General features: G+C 44.3%; 22 protein-coding genes and 1 pseudogene. 3 read left to right on the plus strand and 20 right to left on the minus strand.

Annotated features, from left to right (window positions below; translation table 11 throughout):
- Nucleotides 1-98: 98 nt before the first annotated feature.
- From nrdR to NST56_RS15570, 4 genes are all read right to left on the minus strand, one after another.
- Nucleotides 99-557: a transcriptional regulator NrdR gene (gene nrdR, locus NST56_RS15555; protein ID WP_010335260.1), complete on the minus strand. Its 459-nt coding sequence runs from the start codon at nucleotides 555-557 to the stop codon at nucleotides 99-101.
- Between the two features lie 275 nt (nucleotides 558-832).
- Entirely contained in the window at nucleotides 833-1213 is a 381-nt protein-coding gene (gene speD, locus NST56_RS15560) for an adenosylmethionine decarboxylase (RefSeq protein WP_003223584.1), read from the minus strand.
- A 237-nt stretch (nucleotides 1214-1450) separates the two neighbouring features.
- Entirely contained in the window at nucleotides 1451-2473 is a 1023-nt protein-coding gene (locus NST56_RS15565) for a glyceraldehyde-3-phosphate dehydrogenase (protein WP_010335261.1), read from the minus strand.
- Nucleotides 2474-2679: 206 nt separating this feature from the next.
- Nucleotides 2680-3060 (minus strand): winged helix-turn-helix transcriptional regulator, encoded by a 381-nt coding sequence (locus NST56_RS15570; protein WP_339177626.1) that lies wholly within the window; start codon nucleotides 3058-3060, stop codon nucleotides 2680-2682.
- A gap of 184 nt (nucleotides 3061-3244) precedes the next feature.
- Here NST56_RS15570 and NST56_RS15575 point away from each other — a divergent pair, with 184 nt between their 5' ends.
- Both NST56_RS15575 and NST56_RS15580 read left to right on the plus strand, forming a co-directional pair.
- A complete protein-coding gene (locus NST56_RS15575) occupies nucleotides 3245-4435 on the plus strand; it encodes an MFS transporter (RefSeq protein ID WP_339177628.1) in 1191 nt (396 codons plus the stop codon).
- A gap of 24 nt (nucleotides 4436-4459) precedes the next feature.
- Nucleotides 4460-5302 carry an aldo/keto reductase gene (locus tag NST56_RS15580; protein WP_168748504.1) on the plus strand — a complete coding sequence of 281 codons (843 nt, stop codon included), beginning with the start codon at nucleotides 4460-4462 and terminating at the stop codon, nucleotides 5300-5302.
- Nucleotides 5303-5338: 36 nt separating this feature from the next.
- On the opposite strand, the gene coaE is transcribed toward NST56_RS15580, so the two are convergent.
- The 10 genes and pseudogenes from coaE to NST56_RS15630 all read right to left on the minus strand — a co-directional run bounded on the left by coaE (nucleotide 5339) and on the right by NST56_RS15630 (nucleotide 17504).
- Nucleotides 5339-5932 carry a dephospho-CoA kinase gene (gene coaE / locus NST56_RS15585; RefSeq protein WP_268505236.1) on the minus strand — a complete coding sequence of 198 codons (594 nt, stop codon included), beginning with the start codon at nucleotides 5930-5932 and terminating at the stop codon, nucleotides 5339-5341.
- Nucleotides 5933-5947: 15 nt separating this feature from the next.
- A pseudogene (gene ytaF / locus NST56_RS15590) lies at nucleotides 5948-6598 on the minus strand (sporulation membrane protein YtaF); the annotation flags it as partial.
- 153 nt (nucleotides 6599-6751) lie between these two features.
- On the minus strand, nucleotides 6752-7579 hold the full coding sequence (gene mutM / locus NST56_RS15595) for a DNA-formamidopyrimidine glycosylase (RefSeq protein ID WP_010335266.1): 828 nt from the start codon (nucleotides 7577-7579) through the stop codon (nucleotides 6752-6754).
- 24 nt (nucleotides 7580-7603) lie between these two features.
- Nucleotides 7604-10246, minus strand: coding sequence for a DNA polymerase I (gene polA, locus NST56_RS15600; protein WP_339177633.1), 2643 nt, complete (start codon nucleotides 10244-10246; stop codon nucleotides 7604-7606).
- 249 nt (nucleotides 10247-10495) lie between these two features.
- Nucleotides 10496-12235 carry an ATP-binding protein gene (locus tag NST56_RS15605; RefSeq protein ID WP_339177636.1) on the minus strand — a complete coding sequence of 580 codons (1740 nt, stop codon included), beginning with the start codon at nucleotides 12233-12235 and terminating at the stop codon, nucleotides 10496-10498.
- Nucleotides 12228-12950 carry a two-component system response regulator PhoP gene (gene phoP / locus NST56_RS15610; protein ID WP_010335269.1) on the minus strand — a complete coding sequence of 241 codons (723 nt, stop codon included), beginning with the start codon at nucleotides 12948-12950 and terminating at the stop codon, nucleotides 12228-12230. Before phoP ends, NST56_RS15605 begins: the two co-directional genes overlap by 8 nt.
- A gap of 226 nt (nucleotides 12951-13176) precedes the next feature.
- Entirely contained in the window at nucleotides 13177-14115 is a 939-nt protein-coding gene (gene mdh / locus NST56_RS15615; protein WP_010335270.1) for a malate dehydrogenase, read from the minus strand.
- A gap of 43 nt (nucleotides 14116-14158) precedes the next feature.
- Nucleotides 14159-15430, minus strand: coding sequence for an NADP-dependent isocitrate dehydrogenase (icd, locus tag NST56_RS15620; protein ID WP_010335271.1), 1272 nt, complete (start codon nucleotides 15428-15430; stop codon nucleotides 14159-14161).
- Between the two features lie 160 nt (nucleotides 15431-15590).
- On the minus strand, nucleotides 15591-16709 hold the full coding sequence (citZ, locus tag NST56_RS15625; RefSeq protein WP_010335272.1) for a citrate synthase: 1119 nt from the start codon (nucleotides 16707-16709) through the stop codon (nucleotides 15591-15593).
- Nucleotides 16710-17039: 330 nt separating this feature from the next.
- Entirely contained in the window at nucleotides 17040-17504 is a 465-nt protein-coding gene (locus NST56_RS15630; protein WP_010335274.1) for a DUF441 domain-containing protein, read from the minus strand.
- A gap of 95 nt (nucleotides 17505-17599) precedes the next feature.
- Between NST56_RS15630 and ytvI the strand changes: the two genes are divergently transcribed.
- Nucleotides 17600-18715: a sporulation integral membrane protein YtvI gene (gene ytvI, locus NST56_RS15635; RefSeq protein ID WP_339177639.1), complete on the plus strand. Its 1116-nt coding sequence runs from the start codon at nucleotides 17600-17602 to the stop codon at nucleotides 18713-18715.
- A gap of 31 nt (nucleotides 18716-18746) precedes the next feature.
- Here ytvI and NST56_RS15640 read toward each other — a convergent pair whose 3' ends face one another.
- The 6 genes from NST56_RS15640 to maeB all read right to left on the minus strand — a co-directional run bounded on the left by NST56_RS15640 (nucleotide 18747) and on the right by maeB (nucleotide 25573).
- Entirely contained in the window at nucleotides 18747-19130 is a 384-nt protein-coding gene (locus NST56_RS15640) for an FxsA family protein (protein WP_024122457.1), read from the minus strand.
- A 96-nt stretch (nucleotides 19131-19226) separates the two neighbouring features.
- Nucleotides 19227-20984 carry a pyruvate kinase gene (gene pyk / locus NST56_RS15645; RefSeq protein WP_339177641.1) on the minus strand — a complete coding sequence of 586 codons (1758 nt, stop codon included), beginning with the start codon at nucleotides 20982-20984 and terminating at the stop codon, nucleotides 19227-19229.
- Between the two features lie 43 nt (nucleotides 20985-21027).
- A complete protein-coding gene (gene pfkA / locus NST56_RS15650; protein ID WP_010335278.1) occupies nucleotides 21028-21987 on the minus strand; it encodes a 6-phosphofructokinase in 960 nt (319 codons plus the stop codon).
- A gap of 185 nt (nucleotides 21988-22172) precedes the next feature.
- Nucleotides 22173-23150, minus strand: a complete 978-nt coding sequence (gene accA, locus NST56_RS15655; RefSeq protein WP_010335279.1) for an acetyl-CoA carboxylase carboxyl transferase subunit alpha — start codon at nucleotides 23148-23150, stop codon at nucleotides 22173-22175.
- Nucleotides 23135-24007 (minus strand): acetyl-CoA carboxylase, carboxyltransferase subunit beta, encoded by an 873-nt coding sequence (accD, locus tag NST56_RS15660; protein ID WP_010335280.1) that lies wholly within the window; start codon nucleotides 24005-24007, stop codon nucleotides 23135-23137. The genes accA and accD overlap by 16 nt, the downstream gene beginning before the upstream one ends.
- A 333-nt stretch (nucleotides 24008-24340) precedes the next feature.
- Entirely contained in the window at nucleotides 24341-25573 is a 1233-nt protein-coding gene (gene maeB, locus NST56_RS15665; RefSeq protein ID WP_268448319.1) for an NADP-dependent malic enzyme, read from the minus strand.
- Nucleotides 25574-25589 lie beyond the last annotated feature (16 nt).

The raw sequence follows: 25589 nt of genomic DNA on the forward strand, positions 1-25589 counted from the left end.
TCCGATTATGTTTCTACCCTCATTTTACACCGTTTCGAATATCTATCAAATGCCAATTTTGCACATGAGAAAAGAGCTAGAAGAATCCTTTTAGCTCTTTAACGCTCTTTCTTTATTAAATCTTTTAATTCATCGATAAAGACATTAATATCTTTAAACTGCCGATAGACGGACGCGAACCGCACGTATGCGACTTCATCAACCTTAGCCAGGCGGTCCATGACCATCTCTCCGACGAACTCGCTTTTCACTTCGGAACAGCCTTGGTTGCGCAGTTCTTTTTCAATGTCAAAACACATATCTTCCAGCGTCTTGAGTGAAACAGGCCTTTTTTCACATGCTTTAATAAGGCCCCGCAGCATTTTTTCCCTGCTGAATTCCTCTCGCACGCCTTCTTTTTTCACAACGATAAGCGGGGTTTCCTCCACTTTCTCAAAGGTAGTAAAGCGGTAATGGCAGGCTTCGCATTCACGTCTTCTGCGAATGGATTTTCCGTCATCCACAGGCCGTGAATCGAGGACTCGTGTTCCGTTATGCTGGCATGAAGGACATTTCAATAAAATCAGCTCCCAACTATTTCGTTCCCTGCAATGTATATTCGGCAGCCTCCGGCTATAAAAAGTGATGTGACAGGCATCTGTCGGGAGAGCCGTTGTTTAGGCTGTATCTAACAGCATCAGGCGGTTTATGACATATCTCTTTCTTATTTTACAAAAAAAACGAAAAAAGAAAAAGCTGGCCGCCCCTGTTTGTTCATAAAAATAAAAGGAGCATAAGCTAAAAAGCGCGTAACGGCTTTCTAGCTCCAGCTCCCTTTGTGTTCGTGTTTACTTTATAGTACTTTCGCTTGCGCCTGTTTAATCTGCACAGGCCCCATTCCTCTTGGTATTTCAATGTTTTCTCTTGTATCAGCATGTAATGCCTCTGCAATGTAGTCAGCAGCGACATTAGGATCTAAGTCTCCACAAGTATAAACATCAATGCTTGCATATCCGTGCTCAGGAAAACTGTGAATCGTTAAATGTGATTCAGAAATGATAACGACTCCGCTTACGCCTTGCGGTGCAAATTTGTGAAATGCAACCTCGCGCACCTCAGCTCCTGATTTTAAAGCAGCATTTACAAACGTTTTTTCAATAAAATCCATGTCATTCAGCTTATCAAAATCGCATCCCCATAGCTCGGAGATAACGTGACGCCCCATTGTTTCCATAGTCATGGACCCCCCTTAACAAGAATTAAAAAGTGAAGTTCCAACAACTGGGTCGGCTATTTACCACGGGGGAAAGTTAGTCCGGAGAGGTCCTAACCCTTTAAGTAATCCCGAAACAGTCTCAAGCAAGAAGTTCACGAAAAATAGTATACTGTGTTTAAGTCTAATTTGCAAGAAGCGTTTTTTCAGAAATTTGCTGTTAAGGGTTTTTTCTTAAATTGTGTCCATGACCTTATTCTATACAACAGATGGATGTTTCATTCGTGCCGCCACATGGCGGATGAGATCAACTACTCTGCATGAGTAGCCCCATTCATTGTCATACCATGCGAGAACCTTTACTTTCCTGTCTTCCATCACCATTGTCGTAAGCCCGTCAATAACCGCCGAATGCGGATTCGTATTATAATCTGTCGACACGAGCGGTTCATCCGAATAATCAAGCACTCCGTACATTGACGTTTTGGCAGCCTGCCTGAATGCTTCGTTTACCTTTTCTGCCGTTACATCCGTTTTCAAGTCGACAACAAGATCAACTAATGAGACGTTCGGAACAGGCACACGCAAAGCGAGACCGTGAAGCTTTCCTTTCAGGTGAGGCAGCACAAGCGAAAGTGCCTTTGCCGCGCCTGTTGTCGTCGGTATGATGGATTCACCGCATGCCCGGGCGCGGCGCAAATCTTTGTGCGGATTATCAATATTTTTTTGATCGTTCGTATAAGCGTGTACTGTCGTCATTAGACCGCTCTCAATGCCAAATTCATCATCAAGCACTTTCACAACCGGTGCAAGGCAATTTGTCGTGCATGACGCGTTTGAAATAATCACGTGGCGTTCAGCATCAAATTGATCTTCATTAACACCCATCACAATGGTAACGTCTTCATTTTTCCCCGGAGCGGTCAGAATGACTTTTTTCGCGCCCGCGTCAATATGTCCCATCGCTTTTTCTTTTGAATTAAACTTCCCTGTTGCTTCAACGACAATGTCAATATCATATTCCCGCCAAGGCAGCTGTTTCGGATCACGGCTGTTTAACAAGAGTACTTTTTTTCCATTCACAATCAGACTGTCTTCTCCAGCCTCAACTTCTTTTTCGTACCGTCCGTGATTTGTGTCATACTTTATTAAATGAGCCAGCGTTTCAGCCGAATAGCTGGCGTTAATAGCCACTACTTGAATTTGATCGTCTAACATTGCTTTTCTAAAGACCATTCTTCCGATTCTTCCAAACCCGTTTATCGCTACTTTTACCTTCATGTTGGTCACCCCTCATCAATTATGTCACTCTAATTTGTTGTCATCTAAAATTAGTATAACACATTAAAAAGAATTCGCCAGTACATATTGATAAAAATCAACGATTATAACGCTAATTTATGATGTATCGTGCGTTTTCTTGCACAAAATATGAGGATGAAGAATAAAAAAAGCAGCCAGCGCTGCGCACTGCCTGCTTTATTTTCTTATGATTCCTGTTTCAATTTATCATTGAGCACACTTTCTTCTAATACCGAGAAAGTATCGCCGTATATCTTGTTTATATGGTTCGCTCCCCAAGCACAGAGCATATCTAATATGCCTTCTAAGCTGCGGCCGTATTCGCTCAGTTCGTATTCCACTTTAGGAGGAACCTGATTGTACACGATCCGGTTAATGACACCGTCTGCTTCCAGCTCACGCAGCTGCTGGGTCAGCATTTTTTGAGTAATATTCGGCATTAACCGTTTTAACTCACTTGTTCGTTTTTTTCCGTGCGTCAGGTGGCATAAAATCACGCATTTCCATTTCCCGCCGATTACTTCAAGAGTCGCTTCAACTGAAATGTTATATTTTTTCCTCTCCATGCGGTTCACTCTCCTTACAGGCACCAAAAAGTGACTATAGCACTTAAAAGTACGTACTTTTCTTTTTTGATGATATCTTTCATACTCACATTTGCCGGCTGATTTGAATCTGCTCTTTATATTTATATAGCTTGCTCGGCAGAATTTCAATCATACAACACATAACAGCAAAGGAGGAACATGAATGACTTCAGCCAATAAAAGCAGCATTCCTGCACTTCTGGCTCTCGCCATTAGTGCATTCGCGATAGGGACAACCGAATTTATCAGCATCGGCCTTTTGCCGTTAATTTCTGACGATTTACACATTCCTGTAACAACAGCAGGATTGACCGTCTCCCTATACGCACTTGGCGTTACGTTCGGCGCGCCTATTTTAACTTCATTGACCTCAAGCATGTCACGAAAGACGCTATTGCTTTGGATCATGATCATATTTATCGCCGGAAATACGATGGCCGCGTCAGCCTCCAGCATCGGAGTTCTATTAGCAGCACGTGTGATATCCGCTTTTTCACACGGTGTGTTTATGTCGATCGGCTCGACAATCGCAGCCGATCTTGTCCCTGAAAATAAAAGGGCGAGTGCGATTTCCATTATGTTTACAGGACTTACCGTCGCAACCGTTACCGGCGTTCCTTTCGGCACGTTTATCGGCCAGCAGCTCGGCTGGCGGTTCGCCTTTATGGTTATTATTGCCGTCGGCATTATCGCTGTCATTGCAAATGGCATTCTTGTCCCTTCCAATTTACGAAAAGGGACGAAAACAACGATGCGGGATCAATTCAAGCTTGTGACAAATGGCCGTTTACTGCTTTTATTTGTCATAACAGCATTAGGATACGGAGGGACATTTGTTGTGTTCACTTATCTGTCTCCCCTGCTTCAGGAAGTGACAGGCTTTAAGGCCGGCACGGTAGCCATTATCCTGCTCGTATACGGAGTTGCCATTGCCATCGGCAATATGATTGGCGGAAAGCTGTCCAATCGAAATCCGATCGGCGCGCTGTTTTATATGTTTATCATTCAGGCGCTCGTCCTGTTTACGTTAACATTTACGGCTCCTTATAAAATTGCTGGCCTCATTACGATTCTCTTTATGGGCTTATTGGCCTTTATGAATGTGCCCGGCCTGCAAGTATATGTCGTCATGCTGGCTGAACGTTTTGTACCGAGCGCAGTAGACGTAGCATCCGCGATTAATATTGCAGCATTTAACGCAGGAATTGCCCTAGGATCATTTTTGGGAGGCGTAATTACTGATTCCATCGGACTGATTCATACCGCATGGATTGGAGCTTTAATGGTAGCAGGAGCCGTTATCATAACAGGCTGGAGCCGCCTTCTGGAAAAACAGGATCGGCAGGCAGCCTAACATTTCAATAAGGAGGAAACAAACATGACAACACATTTACAAGCAACAGCAACACTTCATAACGGGGTGAAAATGCCGTGGTTCGGCCTCGGTGTATTCCAAGTGGAAGAAGGGTCAGAACTCGTCAATGCCGTGAAAACCGCCATTGTTCACGGTTACCGCAGTATTGATACTGCCGCTATCTATGGAAATGAAGCGGGAGTCGGGGAAGGTCTCCGTCAAGGAATTGAAGCAGCCGGCATCACCAGAGAGGATTTATTTGTCACATCAAAAGTGTGGAATGCAGATTTAGGGTATGAGGAAACATTGGCTGCATTTGAAACAAGCCTGTCAAAACTCGGGTTGGACTATTTAGATCTATACCTCATTCACTGGCCTGTTGAAGGCAAATACAAAGAAGCTTGGAGAGCGCTTGAAACCTTGTATAAAGAAGGCCGTGTCAAAGCGATCGGTGTGAGCAATTTCCAAATCCATCACCTGGAGGATCTGCTGAAGGATGCTGAAATGAAGCCTATGATCAACCAAGTGGAATTCCACCCGCGTCTCACACAAAAAGAGCTGATGGCTTATTGCAAAAAGCAAGGCATACAAATGGAAGCATGGTCACCTTTAATGCAGGGGCAATTGCTTGATCATCCCGAACTGACAGACATCGCGCAAGCTTATAACAAATCCGTCGCGCAAATCATTTTACGCTGGGATTTACAGCACGGCATCATCACCATTCCTAAATCAACAAAGGAACATCGAATTAAAGCGAACGCGAACATATTTGATTTTGAATTATCACAGGAAGACATGAACCGAATTGATGCGTTGAATGAAAATCTGCGCGTCGGTCCTGATCCGGACAATTTCGATTTTTAATCACAAAAACACCGTTCATCAATGAACGGTGTTTTGTTATGCCCAGCAGCTGAGAATTTCCTCAAGCTGCTGTTTTGTCTCTTCGAGTGTGCCGCTGTTGTCTATTACGTTATCCGCTCTTGACACTTTTTCCTCTAATGGCATTTGGGAGCGGATCCGGCTAAGCGCTTCTTCTTCCGTCAATTGGTTGCGCTTGATCAGACGCTCAAGCTGAAGCTCTTTTGTCACACTGACCACAATAATTTTATCAACTAAAGACTCCAATTTGCTTTCGAACAATAGCGGGATATCTAATACCACAAATGTCTCCTGATTTGCGATGGACTCATCACGCCGCTTGAGCATTTCCTCTCTGACCGCAGGATGAACAATTGAATTCAAAGCAAGACGCTTCTGTTCATTTGTAAAGACCAGCGCTCCAAGCTTTCTTCTGTCTATATCACCATTTTCGAGCAGAATGTCTTCACCAAATTCGTCAATGATCTGCCGGTAGGCCGGCATCCCTTTTTCTACCGCTTGTTTTGCAATAATATCCGCATCTATGACAGTGATTCCTTTATCTATCAGCATATTGGCAACCGTACTTTTGCCGCTTGCTATTCCTCCCGTTAAACCAATGACTAAGGTCAAGAGATCCACTCCTTTTTACAATTTCCAGAGCCCGATCGTGATCAGCAAAAGCCCCGGCAAAAATGCCATTTTATCAATCCATCTCCATTTAGACAGAATATGTCCGGCATTAATGCCGACTGACACAAACAGCGAACTCATAATCGCGACGGTTATGCTCATCGCAATGGGAGAAAAACCGAGAATGGCCGCTCCCATTCCTGCTCCGAAGGCATCAATCGACAGGGCGAATCCCAATAACACCGCTTCAATTCCAGTAATCACACCAGATTTGTCGATATCCGCACTCATCGGTTTTCTCAAAATATGGATCACAATGCCCAATGACCGAACCTCTAAATTAAGCAGTGTTTTTTCATGCAATAGGTATTCTTTGTCTTTTGCCGGCCTGAAAAATTGGTATAAAACCCATACGCCGATTCCAACCAATATTAACCCGCCAAGCTTCTCAGTCACATATACGGGAAAAAACTTGGTGAGAAAGCTTCCGATCAGCATGGAAATAAACATAACAGTGCCGGAACAGAAGGCAATGACGATAATGGCCTTTAGCGGTATCTTCATTTTTCGCAATCCATACGTAAATCCGACTGAAAAACTGTCCAAGCTGACAGCTAACGCCAGCAGCAGTATAGAAACCATTTGCATATTCGTTTCTTCCTTTCTGTTGGTGCTCTTGTATCAGATGTTAAATGCCCGGAGATTCATCACAATCATGTATATGGAAAAGTGATAAATCCGTGTTTCCGAAAAACGGCACTTCCTCTATAACAGAGCTACTGATATATGCACCGACAGCTTGGACGATGAAGCATTATTCTATTTTTTCTGGCACTTGGCGCAAAAATGCGTGCCTCTGCCTCCGACGACAATTTTTGTAATCATTGTTCCGCAATTTTTGCAGGGCTCATCTTTTTTTCCGTACACAAAATGCTGCAGCTGAAACATTCCGATTTCTCCTTGGGAATTGATATACGACCGGACAGTGCTTCCGCCGGCATCAATCGCTTCCTGAAGGGTATTTTTAATTTCAGCATGAAGTTTTTTGATTTTTTGATCTGACAGCTGATTTGCTTTTGTCTCGGGATGAACGCCCGCTCTGAACAGAGCCTCGTCCACATAAATGTTTCCGAGTCCGACGACCGTTTTCTGATCCAGAAGAGCAGTTTTGACAGCTCGGTTTGTTTTCTCCAGCCGCGCTTTCAAATACGCACTCGTAAATTCTTCTGCATCCGGTTCGGGTCCGAGCTGAGAAAGCGGCAGCTCCCCTGCTTCCTCTCCCGGTTTAAATAAATGCATGGTTCCGAATTTCCGAACATCCCTGTAACGCAGCTGGGTTCCGTCCGTCATCGTAAAAATGACATGCACGTGTTTATCGTCCGGCTCCTCCTCTTGGTGAAGGCCGTACTTTCCTTCCATACGAAGGTGGGAGACCATGACATAATGATCCAAGTTAAACAGTAAAAACTTTCCCCGTCTTCCGATGGACTGGATGGTTTCTCCCGCTAAGTTTCGCGCAAATTCCTCCGGTTCGGCAGGCCGTTTGATGATATTCGGCCATCTGATCTCTACCGATTTGATTGTTTTTCCTCTAACAAGCCCGGTCAGAGTGCGCCGGACGGTTTCAACCTCTGGTAATTCCGGCACATCCATCACTTCCTTTATCTCTGTTTATTTCGCATCGTACCAGGATGGGCCTGAAGCAAAGTCCACCTTTAACGGCACATCTAATGCAAGCGCATGCTCCATCACTTCTGGAACAAGCTTTTCAAGTATTTCAATTTCTTCCTTCGGCGCTTCAAAAATCAGTTCATCGTGCACTTGAAGCAGCAACCTTGTCTTCAGCTGCTTTTCTTTCAGCTTGGCTGCCATATCAATCATGGCTTTTTTAATAATATCCGCGGCACTTCCTTGAATTGGTGTATTCATTGCCGTCCGCTCCGCAAAGCTGCGGATATTAAAGTTTCGGCTCGTCAGTTCAGGGATATAGCGGCGGCGATGCAGCAGCGTGGTTACGTAGCCTTTTTGCTTCGCGTCCTGCACCGAGTCCTCCATATACGCTTTGACACCCTTGAAGCTTTCCAAATATCGGTCGATGAATGCCCCGGCTTCTTTCCTCGTAATGCCGAGATTCTGTGAAAGCCCGTAATCACTGATGCCGTATACGATCCCGAAGTTGACCGCTTTCGCCTGGCGTCTCATCGCCGATGTCACTTCATCCTCAGCGACATGGAACACATCCATTGCTGTTTTTGTGTGAATATCCATATCGTTTGTAAAGGCTTCGATCAAATTTTCATCCTTTGAAATGTGGGCAAGCACCCGCAGCTCGATTTGCGAGTAATCAGCCGCAAAAATGAGCCAGTCTTTTTCAGACGGAACAAAGGCCTGGCGGATCTTGCGCCCTTCCTCAAGCCTGATCGGTATGTTTTGCAGGTTTGGATCAGTCGAGCTGAGGCGCCCTGTTTGCGTTAAGGCTTGGTTAAAGCGTGTATGCACCTTGTGTGTATCTTTTTTTGTCACCTTTAAAAGCCCTTCGATGTATGTCGATTGCAGCTTGCCTATTTGTCTGTACTGTAAAATATAGTCGACAATATCATGTTTGTCAGCCAGCTTTTCAAGCACATCAGCAGATGTTGAATAGCCTGTTTTCGTTTTCTTCACAACTGGCAGGCCGATCTTTTCAAACAATATGACACCGAGCTGTTTAGGAGAATTGATATTAAACGGTTCGCCCGCAATCTCATGAATTTTTTCTTCATATTCCTTCAGCTTGGCGCTCAGTTCTTCTCCCATTCGTTTTAAGCGGTCAACATCAACCTTAACGCCTGTTGATTCCATTTCTCCGAGAATAAGCGCCAGCGGCATTTCTAGCTCCTCAAACAGCTCAAGCTGATCGTTGTTCTCCAGCTCCTGAACGAGCTTTTTCCGGAGGCTTTGAATGGCTAAAGCCTTTCTGACGAGATGCTCAGACAGTTCGCCTTCTGCCGGCACGGCGCGTTTTGCTCCCTTGCCGTAAACTGATTCATCACTTGAAACGATATGCAAGCCGTAATCCTTAGCCACACTGGCAACGTCGTCATACGAATTGCCCGGATTAATGATATAAGCGGCAAGAACCGTATCAAACTCCGCACCTTTCAGCTCAATGCCCTGCCAGCGCAAAGCCACGACAGCCCGCTTGCTGTCAAAGACCCATTTTTTCTGATCGTCATTTTCCACCCATTCTTTAAACACATCAGACTCGACAGCAACGTCTTTTGGAATAAAGTAGGCTCCCGTTTCGTTCACTATCGAAAATCCGAGAATTGGCACTTCATGATAATTATCGCCAATCTGTTCAACGACAAATGAAGATGGAGAAACCAATATATCGCTAGTCACGTCGGTGACTGTTTTAACATCAATTTCTTCTAGGGACTGATCCTGCTCCGCCTCTACACCGTCTTCCCCGAGCCGTTCAAGAAGCGTATTGAACCCAAGGTCCTTAAAGATGGCAATGACCTGTTCACGATTAAAGCCTTGATATTCCAGGCCGGAAACGGATACCTCAATCGGCGCATCGGTCATAATCGTCGCCAATTCCTTGCTCATCAAGGCCTGATCCTTAAATTCTTCAAGCTTTCCCTTGAGTTTTTTTCCGCTTACCTCATCAATTGATTCGAGCAGCTTTTCAACAGAATGGAATTGCTTTAACAGCTTAATCGCGGTTTTCTCCCCGACACCCGGCACACCCGGGATGTTGTCAGAGGAATCCCCCATTAAACCCTTCATATCAATAATTTGGTCAGGCGTGAGTCCGTATTTCTCCTGGACGTGCTCTGGTGTGTAAAACTCAACATCGGTAATTCCTTTTCTCGTAATGGCAACCGTCGTCTGATCTGTTGCCAGCTGTGTTAAATCCTTATCTCCCGAGAAAACCTTTACCTCAAAGCCTTCCTTTTCAGCCGATTTCGCGAGTGTGCCGATAATGTCGTCAGCTTCGTATTGTTCCAGTTCGTAGCGGCTGATTTGATAGGCATCAAGCAGCTCGCGGATAAACGGCATTTGTTCTGAAAGCTCAGGCGGGGTTTTCTGTCTTCCGCCTTTATACTCTTTAAATGTGCCGTGGCGAAACGTCGTTTTCCCGGCATCAAACGCAACCAGCATATGCGTCGGCTTTTCATCCTCAAGCATTTTCATCAAAATCATCGCAAAACCGTAAACTGCATTTGTATGAATTCCTTTATCATTGCTTAACAGCGGCAATGCGAAAAACGCCCGGTAAGCCAGACTGTTTCCGTCTACAAGCACTAATTTTTTTCGTTCCGTCATTCAATATCCTCCTAAGAAGCAACAGCTCCTGCTTCCATTCATCTCATAATAATAGTCTATAGCTTCTCTTATTTTAACAAAGTTCAATTTGAAAGGAAAATACGCGAACCGATGAGAACACACAAAAAAGGACGGGAACACAAAAAGGTTCCCGCCGTCAAAATTGGCTCCTTGGATGAAGGGGTTCTACTACATCCTACCAGCATAGGTTTAACAGTGCATGAAGATATTGTTAAAGCTTTGTAAACATTAGACAGGCTTTTCAGCAGCCCGCTTCAGCGTCACAGTGAACACAGTACCGCGGCCCGGCTCGCTAGTCACATCGATTTTCCCTTCATGAGCCTCTATTAAATGCTTTACAATCGCAAGACCGAGACCGGTCCCTCCTGAGTTTCTGCTTCTGTCTTTATCAACGCGGTAAAACCGTTCAAAGATGCGGGGGATTTCTTCTTTCTGGATGCCGATCCCGGTATCGGAAACTTCAATCTGAATCTCTGTTTCACCCGGCTTGACATTGATAGCTACCGATCCCTTCTCCGGTGTATAGGTTAATGCATTGTTTACGAGATTCAAAAACACCTGTTTTAGCCGGTACGGGTCGCCCGCTACATAGAGAGGGTCTTTCGGAACGTTCAGCTGTAAAGAGATACCTTTCTCCGTCGCTTTATGCTTAAGCAGCGTCTCAATATCAGCCAGCATTTTCGCTGCATCGAACGTTTCGATGCTGAGCGTAAAGTTTTGCTGCTCAATCTTAGAAAGATCTAGCAAATCCTGCACCAATGATTGAAGCCTTTTGCTTTCCTTTAAAATAATCGAGAGAAATTCTGAAAGCGCCTCTTTATCCTCCATCGCCCCGTCTAATAGCGTTTCCGTAAACCCTTTGATCGATGTAATCGGTGTTTTCAGCTCATGAGAAACGTTGGCCACAAAATCTTTTCTCATCTGCTCTAATTTTTTCGTTTCCGTCATGTCATGAAAAACGAGCACGATCCCTTTCCATTCATCATCCGGCCCCATAATAGGAACGCCGTCCACTTCAAAATATCGCCTTTCAATTTTGATCGGAAGTCTTAATAGCTTGCATTTCTTCGTCTCAGTCATAAAAATGTCTTCGACAAGCTGGATCACTTCTTCATGTTCAAATGCATCATGATAAAGACGGCGCAGCATCTGATTCGGATTGACATGAAACTGCTTCGCGTAAGACCTGTTGACGAGATTGATAAAACCTCTTCCATCAATCATAATCAGCCCGGAGCCGATGTTTTCAATCACAGTCAGCAGACGGTCGCGCTGCATTTCCTGCGTCCTCGTCATTTCCATCAGATCAACGGCAAGGCTGTTCATGGCACGGCCAAGCTTGTCAGAACGCCTGATATAACCGCCGTATGTACGGGTATCGTAATTCCCCTTGGACAGCTCTGTTGCCATGTTTGTGGCTGCTTCAATAGATCTTTTGTAGCGAGAGGTCATATTAGAATAAAAGAAAACAATAATAATAAAAGCGGTACAAAGACTGGCTGTCAGCATGCCCCACATCTCGCCATTCAGACCTGAGCTTTCTTCACGGGAAGTAAGCAGCACATACCCCGTTTTTTCGCCTTTGCTCCTAAGCGAAAGCCCATAATAAAGCATATTCTCCTCTTTCGCGAGAACTCCCTCATGACCGGAGACAAGCGCCTGCACCTGCGAAGAATCCGCCGCGCTGCCGTCAGACCCGTACAGCACCTTTCCTTCTGTATCGATAACGGAGGCTTCTACATCAAGCGCACTGCCTGCATCTTTAATGACTTTCTCATTTGCCTGGTCATTCAGATTGCCGGCATCAAGCAGCGAAGCCATGCATTTGGCTTCCTTTTCAATGTGTTCCTCCGATTTTTTTTGATCAGAAGATTCAAAGAGCTGCTGTAAAAACAGCCCGAGTACACTAAACACCACAATCATACAGACAACGAGCACAGAAAAAAGGCGCACACGATATTTAATCATTCATTTTTGGCTCCTCCAATTTATACCCCAATCCCCTAATGGTTTTAATATAGATCGGTTTTTTTGTATTCGTTTCAATTTTGTCTCGAAGATGGCTGATATGCACATCAACAATTCTTGTATCTCCAGCAAAATCGTAATTCCAGACAGCGCTCAAAAGCAGATCTCTCGTCAGCACTCTGCCTTTATGTCTGCCTAAATACAAAAGCAGCTCAAATTCTTTCGGTGTCAGCTCAAGCTGATTTTCTTTAAAATAAGCTTCATAGTGATCGGGCAGGATCTTCAAATCGCCGATAACAATCTGCCCTTCGGTTTCCTCGTTTTTCATGTCATTAGAGGGTGCAGCCATTTCAGAACGCCTTAAAATAGCTTTTACTCTTGCATTGACTTCTCGAGGGCTGAAAGGCTTGGTCATATAATCATCAGCACCAAGCTCAAGCCCTAATACTTTGTCAAATTCTTCATCCTTCGCTGTCAGCATTAAAATAGGAAACATGAGTTTTTGCTGTCTCAGCTGCTTGCATACTTCAATTCCATCCAGCTTTGGAAGCATCACATCTAGCACAATCAAATCAGGATTTTCTGTTTCCGCCCTTTTGAGTGCTTCTTCTCCATCCGAAGCAGTAATAACCTCATAGCCTGATCGCTCCAAATTGTACTGCAAAAGTGTAACGATAGATTCTTCATCATCCACAACTAAAATTTTCTTGTTCATGCTGTGCCTCCAGTATCTTAATTCCCCGACATCCTATTTCTCTATTTTATGTCATCTTACCATGTTTCATGATTTTATTTTATCGAAAGCCGGACATTCCGACAATTCGCCTTTTACATCATTTTAAAAGAAAAATACAAGAGGCAGCTGAGGAATATAAGGAAGCGCTTTCATTTCTTAATAAAAAGAGAAAGGCTTCGATTAAACCAGCCTTTCTCTTTTTATTTTAGGATAATACTTTCATCACATTTTTGACAGATTCAACTGATTTATTCAGCTGTTCTTTTTCGTACTCTGTCAATTCAAGCTCAATGATTTGTTCAAGTCCGTTTCCGCCGACAATTGTCGGAACACCAAGGTAAATGCCTTCATAGCCGTATTCCCCTTCAAGATAAGCAATTGTCGGAAGGACGCGGCGCTGATCTTTTAAGATCGCTTCGATCATTTCTGTCAGAGAAGCCGCAGGCGCATAATACGCGCTTCCGTTTCCTAAAAGATTCACGATCTCGCCGCCGCCTTTTCTTGTGCGCTCCACAATGGCGTCAATCCGGTCTTTTGGAATGAGGGTTTCAAGCGGGATACCGCCAGCATAAGAATAACGTACAAGCGGCACCATATCGTCACCGTGTCCGCCGAGAACAAAACCAGTCACATCTTTCACTGACAAGTTTAATTCCTCAGCCACAAACGTTCTGAATCTTGCCGTATCAAGCACACCAGATTGGCCGATCACGCGCTCTTTCGGGAAGCCAGACTCTTTATATACTGCGTATGTCATTGCATCAACAGGGTTTGTCAAAACCACAATGATAGAGTCAGGAGAATATTTCACGATTTCTCGTGTTACGCTTCTCATAATTTTTTCGTTTGTAGAGACTAAATCATCCCTGCTCATACCAGGTTTTCTTGCGATACCGGCTGTAATGACAACAATGTCAGAACCCGCGGTATCCTCATAATTAGATGTACCCGTAATTTTCGCGTCAAAGCCTTGAACCGGGCTGGCTTCCAGCATATCAAGGGCTTTTCCTTTCGTCGGGTTCTCCAATTGCGGGATATCAACGAGAACAACGTCCGCCAGCTCTTTTTGAGCGGTTAAGAAAGCTGTTGTCGCTCCGGTAAAACCTGCTCCGATAACAGAAACTTTTTTACGAGTATTTCCCATGTCTCTCTTCTCCTTTATGGCTAATTTTAGGCTTTTTCCTAGCTTAGTCCATGTTTTTAATTAATTCTTCTCCGAACTCTGAACATTTAACTTCAGTCGCGCCGTCCATTAATCTGGCAAAATCGTAAGTTACGACTTTAGAAGCGATTGTTTTTTCCATAGATGTAATGATTAAATCAGCCGCTTCATTCCATCCTAAATGCTCAAGAAGCAGCACACCTGAAAGAATAACTGAAGATGGGTTTACTTTATCAAGTCCGGCGTATTTAGGAGCCGTTCCATGTGTCGCCTCGAAAATCGCATGTCCTGTTTCGTAGTTGATGTTCGCACCAGGAGCAATACCGATTCCGCCTACTTGCGCCGCAAGAGCGTCAGAAATATAGTCTCCGTTAAGGTTCATTGTTGCAACAACATCAAATTCGCTTGGACGTGTCAGAATCTGCTGAAGGAAAATATCAGCAATGCTGTCTTTGATAATGATTTTGCCTGCTGCTTCTGCTTCGCTTTGCGCTTTATTAGCGGCGTCTTTTCCGTCTTTTTCAGCAATGCGGTCATATTCAGCCCATGTGAAGACTTTTTCGCCGTATTCTCTCTCTGCAAGCTCATAGCCCCAGTTTTTGAAGGCGCCTTCCGTGAACTTCATGATGTTTCCTTTGTGTACAAGCGTTACAGACTTGCGGCCGTGCTCAATCGCATAATCAATTGCCGCTCTGACCAGACGGCTTGTTCCTTCTTCAGAAACAGGCTTAATACCGATACCTGACGTTTCAGGGAAACGAATTTTGTTGACATTCAATTCATTTTGCAGGAAACTGATGAGCTTTTGCACTTCTTCAGAGCCTTTTGCGTACTCGATGCCTGCGTAAATATCTTCTGTATTTTCACGGAAGATGACCATATCAGTATCTTCAGGGCGTTTTACCGGGGACGGGACTCCAGTAAAATATCTTACAGGTCTCAGGCAAACGAATAGGTCAAGCTCTTGTCTTAGCGCTACGTTCAATGAACGGATACCGCCGCCGACAGGTGTCGTTAACGGGCCTTTAATCGCGATGAAATATTCGCGGATGACATCTAATGTTTCAGCAGGAAGCCACTCACCTGTTTTATTATAAGCCTTTTCTCCGGCATAAACTTCTTTCCACGTGATTTTCTTTTCACCTTTATATGCTTTTTCTACTGCGGCTTCCAAAACTTTTGAAGCCGCATTCCAAATATCAGGACCGGTTCCGTCTCCTTCAATAAACGGGATAATCGGGTTGTTTGGTACGTTTAATACTCCATTAGAGACTGTAATTTTTTCACCTTGTGCCACAATAAAAACCTCCCAGTATGTAATTCATATTTAGAAAACATTTTATTTTTCTTATATAGAAAACAAAATGATTTTTCTTAACATTCTAAAGTGTAAACTATCTTTGATGTTCTGAACAAGAGGCTAACTTCATTACCATAAGCCAGCCTCCCATGGTTCTTTAGGCTCTTTCTTCAATCGGAACAAAAGTTTGTTTGTCAGGGCCTGTGTAATCTGCACGCGGGCGGATCAGGCGGTTATTGTCATACTGCTCAAGGATATGAGCGAGCCAGCCGGACATTCTGCTCACAGCAAAAATCGGTGTAAACAGGTCATGGTCAATTCCGAGGCTGTGATAAACAGAAGCGGAATAAAAATCAACGTTAGGCGGAAGCTTTTTTTCTGATGTCACGATTTCTTCGATGCGAATCGACATGTCATACCATTTGCTTTCGCCAGTCAGGTTGGTCAGGCGTTTACTCATTTCTTTTAAATGTTTGGCGCGTGGATCGCCATGCTTATAAACGCGATGGCCGAAGCCCATTATTTTTTCTTTCTTTTCCATCTTGGCGCGAACGAAAGGCTCGACATTCTCCACTTCGCCAATTTCTGTCAGCATTTTCATGACGCCTTCGTTAGCTCCGCCGTGAAGCGGGCCCTTCAGTGCGCCGATTGCGGCAGTAATGCCTGAATAGATATCAGAAAGTGTTGCGACGCAGACCCTTGCTGTGAACGTTGACGCGTTCAGCTCGTGATCGGCATGTAAAATCAGCGCTTTGTTGAAAGCTTCAACCTCAATTGGCGAAGGCTCTTCACCGTTTAATGTGTAGAGAAAATTCTCGGCAATGCCGTAGTCTTCTCTTGGTTCAACAGGCTCAAGACCTTTGCGGATTCTGGAAAACGCTGCAACCAGACCAGGCACCTTTGCCTGAAGGCGGATCGCCTTTCTGTAGTTGGCTTCCGGGTTCATGGTATCAGCCTCGCTGTCAAGCAGGCCTAGTAAAGAAATCGCTGTCCGAAGAGCAGCCATGGGATGAACATTTTCGAGGGAATAAGATTTGAAGTGCTCAATAATTTCTTGCGGAACGGCAGCTTCTTTTGCTAACTGCTGTTTTAACTCATCAAGCTCTTTTTTGTTTGGCAGCCTTAAGTGCCAAAGTAAGTAAATGATTTCTTCAAAACTCGCATTCTCTGTCAAATCATCGATATCATACCCCACATATGTAAGGGTATCATCAATAATCGAACTAACAGATGATGTTGTTGCTACAACCCCTTCAAGACCGCGTGTCGCTGTCATATATAACATCTCCTTTTCAATAAATTTCCCCTTTAAGAGTGTTGTAAAAACATGAGGCTAACTTAAAAAGCATGTTGTAAGTATTTCTCCCCCCAAAAGAAAATGCTTACATTTTACAGCCTGCTGGTGCTGAAACCCTTTGCTTATGAAAGAACATAACAAATTCTTATAAGCTTTTTTAAGTTTGTGCCTATTCCTATTATAAACAATAATCAGACATTTGTTAAATGTTTACCTATAATTTTTTTTTTCATTTTATGATTTTCCCGAAAAAACGCCTTTATTTGCGGGTTTTCGGCATGAAAAAAAGCGGCAGCAAGCCGCTTTTTTTCATGAAGTGAACAGTTTTACGAGCTGCATCGCAATATAAGCAATCCCCGCTCCGATCAGCGGACCCACTGCGACTCCGCCAAAAAGCGCGACTGCAAGTATGGTTCCGATAACAAGAGCAGTGGTGATGTGAGGGTCATTTTCCAGCAGGGTTAAGCCATTTTTGGCAATCAGCGCAACGGCAATTCCCGCCCCCAATGCAATCCATGCATAAGAAGAACGCATTGCCTCACCAAGCTGTTTAAATCCAATCTCTCCTGTGGCGATTGGTACAAGAACAGCTATTGTGATGACGGTCACGCCCCAGTTGATGCCTTTTGACTGGATAGTCGGAAAAAATTTTTGGTCAAGTCCCACGATTTTGATGATCAAAAGGACGGATACAGCAAAAAGCAGCGATTGATTTTTTGCGATAAGTGCAATAGCCAAGAGTAATATTAAAAATAAATTCGCTTGTGTAAACATGCGTCATCCCTCCTTTAAAATGAATGTATTCATATTCAGCCGGACCGTGAATAAACATAACAATAGGACATGCTGACGAGAGGAGGATCGTTTTTGTGAATCAATCCTATATTACTATTTTTTTCAGAACCCTCTTTGTCGTGTCGCTTACCGCAGGATCGGCAGCTGCTGTTTATTATTCATTTCCGTTAACATATCCGTTCCTCATTGCCCTTATTCTTTCAACAGCGATTCACCCTGTTGTAGACTACTTGGACAAGGTGACCGGATTCCCGCGAACTTTAAATGTCATCTGCGTGCTTGCCTTTTTTCTGCTGGCAGCGTTCGGTGTGCTGACCATTGTGGTAGCAGAAATTGTAACAGGAACTGCGTATCTTGCAAAAACCCTTCCGCCTCATATCAGCACGTTTATCTCTTATTGTGAAAAGCTGTTTACCACTCATATCCAGCCGCTCTATCACGAACTGACAGTTTTATTTCATGAATTGGAGACCAACCAGCAGGCTTCCATCGTCACGCACATTCAGGCACTTGGAGACTCCGCTGCCAAAAATGCTGGACTGCTGCTGTCTCACATTCTGGAAATGATTCCGAAATTTTTCGCGCTGCTTCCGAATACCGCGGCTGTTTTGATATTTTCACTTCTTGCTACATTTTTCATGACAAAGGATTGGCACAAACTGAAAGCGATGCTCGTATCAGTGCTGCCCGATCGAATAACAGAAAACGGAAAGGCGATCAGCAGTGAGTTAAAAAAAGCAATGACCGGTTTTATTAAAGCGCAGGCTGTTCTTGTACTCCTTACAATGATTATTGTATTCTTTGGTCTTTCTCTCTTAAAGGTTGAACATGCAGCAACGATTGCTTTTTTAATCGGACTAGTCGATCTTCTCCCGTATTTAGGAGCAGGATCCGTCTTCGTGCCGTGGATTTTGTATTTATCAATTACAGGCCAGCTTCCCCAAGCAATTGGAATTGGTGTTCTGTACCTTGTTGTACTTGTTCAGCGTCAGCTGACAGAGCCGAAAATATTAAGCAAATCAATCGGAATAGACCCGTTGGCAACACTCATTGCCCTCTTCGCCGGATTTAAATTGTTCGGATTTTTAGGATTGATTGCCGGTCCTGCTGTTCTCGTTGTCATACAGGCCTTTATTACAACAGGTGCCTTAAAAGAAATATGGTCCTACATCACGATCCAGCAAAAATAAAACAGCAGCCCATGATGCAGGCTGCCGTTTTTCATTTTATAATGATCCGCTTATTCTTCGACATGCCTCTCAGCCATTTGAACAGGATCGGCTTACACCAGCTGCGGGTGAACGGGATAAGCAGGCATGCGCCGGCCAGGTCTGATAAAAAGCCTGGAAGCATCAGCAAAAGGCCGCCAATAAAGATGCACAGGCCGTCAGCAATCGCTTCACCAGGCATCTTGCCATATTGAAGGTCACGCTGAACCTTGAAGTAAACTTCAGTTCCTTGTTTTTTGGCAGCTGCTGCCCCAATGATCCCGGTCAGAATCATCAAAAGGACCGTCGGAAGAATGCCGATCAGCTTGCCCGAAAATAGAAATATGCCGATTTCAATTGCCGGAAACACAATAAAAAGCAAAAATAAAAACCTCATCTCCAGCCCCCCACATGTGTAAAACGCCTTCGTTCAAAAATAGTGCCAAATAGAGAAAAAGGAAGGGAATACGCTCCCTTCCCTTTTCAGATGTGATTAAAGTACACTCGCATGGCCTTGATAGACTGCTCCTCTAGAAGCATCAACCGTAATATCCTGGCCATCTGTCAAAATCGATGTCGCATTTTCCAAACCAACAATAACCGGAATGCCGAGGCTTAATCCGACTACTGCAGCATGGCTTGTCAAGCCGCCCTCTTCTGTAATTAGAGCAGACGCTTTTTCAAGAGACGCGATCATGTCACGGTCAGTGCTAGTTGTAACCAAAACCGCGCCGTCAGTCATTTTTTGTTCGGCTTCTTTCGCGTTTTGCGCAATGACAACCGGACCGTAAGCTGATTTGCGTCCGATACCTTGGCCTTTAGCGATGATATTGCCGACAGTATGAACTTTCATCAAATTCGTTGTTCCTGACTCACCGACAGTGCCTGCTGTAATGACGATCAGATCACCATTTTTCACAATTCCGCTGTGTAATGATTTTTGCACAGCATCTTCCAGCATCTCATCAGTTGAGCTTGCATTTTGACCGCTTTCTGCGAAAACGCCGGATACAAGAGCGAGCTTTCTGGAAACAGACTCATTTACAGTCACAGCGACAATCGGTGCCTGCGGGCGGTATTTAGCAATCATACGCGCTGTATGGCCGCTTTCAGTCGGAGTCACAATCGCAGTAGCATTCAAGTTAATGGCTGTATGTGCAACAGATTGGCCAATTGCATCAGTAATCGTCATGCCTACTTGGTCTCTGCGTTTTGAAAGAATCTCTTTGTAATTCAGCGCCTCTTCAGAACGTGATGCGATATTGTGCATCGTTTGAACCGCTTCAACCGGATAGTTTCCGGCAGCTGTTTCACCAGAAAGCATGATTGCATCTGTGCCGTCGAAAATTGCGTTTGCGACGTCACTCGCTTCCGCACGAGTCGGACGCGGGTTGCGCTGCATGCTATCAAGCATTTGTGTGGCTGTAATAACCGGTTTGCCCAGTGCGTTGCATTTTTTGATCAGTTCTTTTTGCACGAGCGGCACTTCTTCAGCTGGAATCTCCACACCTAAGTCTCCGCGTGCAACCATTAAGCCGTCAGACACTTCGAGAATAGAATCGATGTTGTCTACGCCCTCTTGGTTTTCAATTTTAGGGATAATTTGAATTTCCTGAGCGTTATGCTCCTCAAGAAGTTCACGGATTTCAAGCACGTCAGTAGAACGGCGTACAAAAGACGCAGCGATGAAATCTACCCCTTGCTCAATACCGAAAACGATGTCTCTCGCGTCTTTCTCAGTAATACCAGGAAGATTGACGCTGACACCCGGTACGTTAACGCCTTTTTTGTTTTTCAGTGTTCCGTTGTTTAGTACTTTTGTTTTGATTTCGCGTTTAGCGGCATTCACTTCAAGTACCTCAAGACCGATAAGTCCGTCATCTAAAAGAATCGTTGAGCCTTTTTCAACGTCCTCTACTAAACCTTCATACGTCACTGAAATTTTATCAGTTGTTCCAATTACCTCGTCCATTGAAACGATAAGCTCTTTGCCTGTTTCAAGCTCAATAGCACCGTTTTCCATTGTATGTGTACGGATTTCAGGGCCTTTTGTATCAAGCAGGATTCCAACGTTTTTGCCGAGCTTTTTGCTCGCTTCGCGGATATTTTTAATACGTGCTCCGTGCTCCTCAAAATCTCCGTGAGAAAAATTCAAACGAGCCACATTCATTCCTGACTCCATTAATTTCGTAAGCATTTCAATACTTTCACTTGCCGGACCGATGGTACAAACAATTTTTGTTTTTCTCAATTCGTTCACTTCCTTCTAAAATCTTCAGCCTTCTGCTGCAGTCTTAAATAGACAGTTCTTTTGAAAGCTGATACATGTTTTGCTCAACTGTGTGTTTTTTATCCAGTATTTCTATAATATCATGGTCTACAAGCTTATTGTTTTGTATACCTACACAGCGTCCGCCTTTTCCTTCAAGCAGCAGTTCAACCGCATACGCGCCAAGTCGGCTTGCCAGAACACGGTCAGCAGCACTTGGAGAACCGCCGCGCTGGATATGGCCTAATACCGATACCCTAGTTTCAAGATTTGTTTCTTCTTCAATGCGTTTCCCGAATTCAACACCGCTGCCTACCCCTTCGGCAACGATAATAATACTGTGTTTCTTCCCGCGCTCATGACCGCGTTTTAGTCGGGCAATGATTTCGTGCATGTCGTAATCAGCCTCAGGAATCAAGATTGATTCCGCACCGCCTGCAAGTCCGGCCCATAATGCAATATCTCCGGCGTGGCGGCCCATTACTTCGATCACATATGTACGTTCATGAGAAGTCGCTGTATCGCGAATCTTATCAATTGCGTCAATTACTGTATTTAAAGCTGTGTCGAAACCGATTGTAAAATCAGTACCCGGAATGTCATTATCAATTGTACCCGGTACACCTACACATGGAAACCCGTGCTCCGTTAATTTTTTCGCACCCATGTATGAGCCGTCTCCGCCGATAACGACAAGCCCTTCGATACCAAGCTTCTTCAAGTTTTCTATCCCTTTTTCACGGCCTTCAACCGTTTTGAATTCAGGACATCTTGCTGTATAAAGCTTTGTTCCTCCGCGATGAATAATATCACCTACAGAACCGAGCTCTAGCTTTTCAATCTTTCCGTTGATCAATCCTGAGTATCCGTTATAAATGCCGTAAACTTCAACGTCATGATAAATCGCTTTTCTGACAACTGCGCGAACTGCTGCATTCATTCCCGGGGAATCCCCGCCGCTCGTTAATACCCCTATACGTTTCATTCTCCATTCACCTCAGCAAACATATATGATTAAAACATAACATGATCATTGCCCTAAAAACAATGAAAAGGGATCTCCATCCTCCCTATGAAACCTTACCTATTATACAATTAAATAAATTGTTTTTAAATAAAATTTAAGGAATGTCACAAAAAATAAACGTGAGCCAAAGGCTTCACGTTTATTTAGTTTACCCCGATATATTGATCTTCAATCGATACTTTCCCAATTGCTTTGTATTTTTCATAGCGCTGCTGAATTAATTCTTCTTCATTCAGCTTCAGCAAAGTCTTTAACGATTGTGTAAGGGTTTCATCCATGTAGCTTGCCTGCAGCTTAATATCGTGGTGCGCTCCGCCTTTTACTTCTTTTATCATATGATCTATAATTCCTAATTCCTTTAAGTCTGGCGCAGTGATTTTCATGGTTTCCGCTGCTTTTTTGGCAAGACTGGAGTCCTTCCATAAGAGTGCCGCAGCACCTTCAGGAGAAATAACAGAATAAGTAGAGTTTTCTAGCATATGCAAGTGGTTGCCCACACCTAAACCCAGAGCTCCGCCGCTTCCGCCTTCACCGATGACGATACAAATAACAGGCACTCTAAGGCCGGCCATTTCAAAGAGGTTTTTGGCAATTGCTTCGCTTTGTCCTCTTTCTTCAGCTGCTCGTCCAGGGTATGCCCCTTTCGTGTCAATAAAACAGATAATCGGTCTGTTAAATTTATCAGCCTGTTTCATCAGACGAAGTGCTTTACGATAGCCCTCAGGATGAGGCATTCCAAAGTTGCGGACAAGGTTTTCCTTCGTGTCTTTCCCGCGCTGATGACCGATAACTGTCACAGGCAGGCCGTGAAACTTGGCAATACCGCCGACAATGGCTTCATCGTCTCCGTACGCTCTGTCTCCGTGACATTCAAAAAAGTCTGTAAACAGGTATTGAATATAATCAAGTGTTGTCGGACGATCCGGCAGACGTGCGATTTGAACCCGGTCCCAAGGCTTCAGATTTTTATAAATATCATCCTGAAGCTTAGCTAGACGGTCTTCAAGCCGTTCGATTTCTGCACTCAGATCCATTTCTGAATCCTGGGTGAATTTCTTCAATTCGGCGATTTTGGTTTGCAATTCAATCACCGGTTTTTCAAATTCTAATCTTGCAGCCACTCAATGTCACCTCCTGTTTGATGCATATCCAGCAGATTTTCTAACGTTTTTTTCATGTCGTCGCGGTGAATAACCGCATCAAGCTGTCCATGTTTTAATAAGAATTCCGCTGTTTGGAAGTCCTCCGGCAGTTTTTCGCCTATTGTCTGTTCGATAATCCTTCTTCCGGCAAAACCGATCAGCGCGCCAGGCTCCGCGAAATTGTAATCGCCAAGAGAAGCAAAGCTTGCAGATACCCCACCGGTAGTCGGGTGCGTCATGACTGAGATAATGAGCCCCTGTTCCTCACTGAATAATTTTAAGGCAGAGCTTGTCTTTGCCATTTGCATAAGGCTTAATATGCCTTCCTGCATCCTTGCACCGCCGGAAGCAGTAAAAATAATAAACGGAACTTTATCGGCTTTTGCTTTTTCAATCGCAAGCGTGATTTTTTCGCCGACGACAGAGCCCATGCTGCCCATTCGGAATGTAGAATCCATTACCGCGACAACAGCAGGAAATCCCCCGATCGTGCCCTTGCCTGTCACAACAGCCTCGTTTAAGGATGTTTTCTCGCGATCCTTTTCAAGCTTTTCCAGATATCCCGGGAAACCGAGCGGGTTTTCCGATAACATCCCCTGATTGAATTCTTCAAAGGACTTTTCATCCATCAAGCTTTCGATACGCTGTTTTGCGTTCATCGGGAAATGATAATCGCAGTTCATGCATACCCGCATATTTTTATCCAACTCTTTAGTGAGCATGATTTTTTTACACTTAGGACATTTTGTCATAATGCCTTCCGGAACATCGTGCTTCGCTTGTTCTGACGGTACGGAAGCATACTTTTTCTTTTTAGTGAATATATCCTTTAACAAATGATTACCTCCCTTTTGTGAAGGGTTCTCTTCACCGCATGCCATCCAGACAGATAGACTTGCTAATAACTTTACCGAAACTATTGTACTTTTTTTGTCAAACGCTGTCATCCTCAATTCGACAACTTTCTATCCGCAGAGGTGTGCGAACAGCTCATGGTAAACCTAAGAAGTCGTTGAAACAGCAAGGTTGGTAACGTATTCATAATTCATGTTAAACTCGGCTGAAATTTTTTTAAGACCTAACCCCAAAAAAATTTCAGCCGCAAGTTTAACTTGAGAACAGCGCGCCGGTCTCCGCCAACGCGCTGCCATTTTTGGAATGAATTAAAATTATTCGCCAATAATCGTAAGTTTCCTGGTTTTTTCTGCAACTTCTTCAGGATCTACAGTAATTCTTGCCACTCCTGTTTCCATCGCCGCTTTTGCCACAGCCTTAGCCACAGCAGGCGCAACACGTTTATCAAACGGTGCAGGGATGACGTACTCAGGGCTAAGCTCATCTTCTGATACGAGTGAAGCAATGGCTTCAACCGCTGCAATCTTCATTTCTTCGTTAATATGAGTGGCGCGCACGTCAAGTGCTCCGCGGAAAATGCCCGGGAAGGCAAGCACATTGTTTACTTGGTTCGGGAAATCTGAACGGCCTGTTCCGATAACGCTCGCACCAGCTTCACGTGCATCTTCCGGCATAATTTCCGGATTCGGGTTTGCCATTGCGAAAATGATCGGATCTTTCGCCATGCTTTGTACCATTTCTTTTGTTAGCGCGCCTTCGACAGACACACCGATAAATACGTCAGCACCAGCGATCACATCTTCTAAAGAGCCGTCTTTACGGTCTTGGTTTGTGAATTTCGCCACTTCGTTTTTAACATCGTTCATACCGTTCGGACGCCCTTCATAAATGGCTCCTTTTGAATCGCACATCACGATGTCGCGCACGCCGAAATGGTAAAGAAGTTTGATGATTGCAATACCTGCAGCACCGGCTCCGTTAGCCACAACTTTAATGGAAGACATGGATTTTCCAGACAATTTCAGCGCGTTTACAAGGCCCGCTACTGTTACAATCGCTGTGCCGTGCTGATCATCATGGAAAACCGGGATGTTCGTTTCTTTTTTCAAACGCTCTTCAATGATAAAGCAGTTTGGCGCCGCAATATCTTCAAGGTTGACACCGCCAAATGTCGGTTCTAGCAATTTAACGGTTTCAACGATTTTATCAACATCATTTGTGCCCAAAGCAATTGGGAACGCGTCTACGCCGGCAAAGCTTTTGAAAAGAACGGCTTTACCTTCCATTACAGGGAGTGCGGCTTCAGGGCCGATATTTCCAAGGCCGAGCACAGCTGTACCGTCTGTCACAACTGCTACCATGTTCCCCTTCATTGTATAATCATATACTTTGTTAATGTCTTCATGAATATCCTTACATGGTTCTGCTACACCCGGGGAATAAGCAAGGCTTAAATCTTTCGCATTTTTAACCTCTACTTTAGATTTGGATTCGAGTTTTCCCTGGTTCACTTTATGCAGATGTAATGCTTCTTCTCTTAATGACATTCTCCTAAACACTCCT

The sequence above is a fragment of the Bacillus sp. FSL R5-0560 genome (assembly GCF_037966305.1).
GTDB lineage: Bacteria > Bacillota > Bacilli > Bacillales > Bacillaceae > Bacillus > Bacillus mojavensis.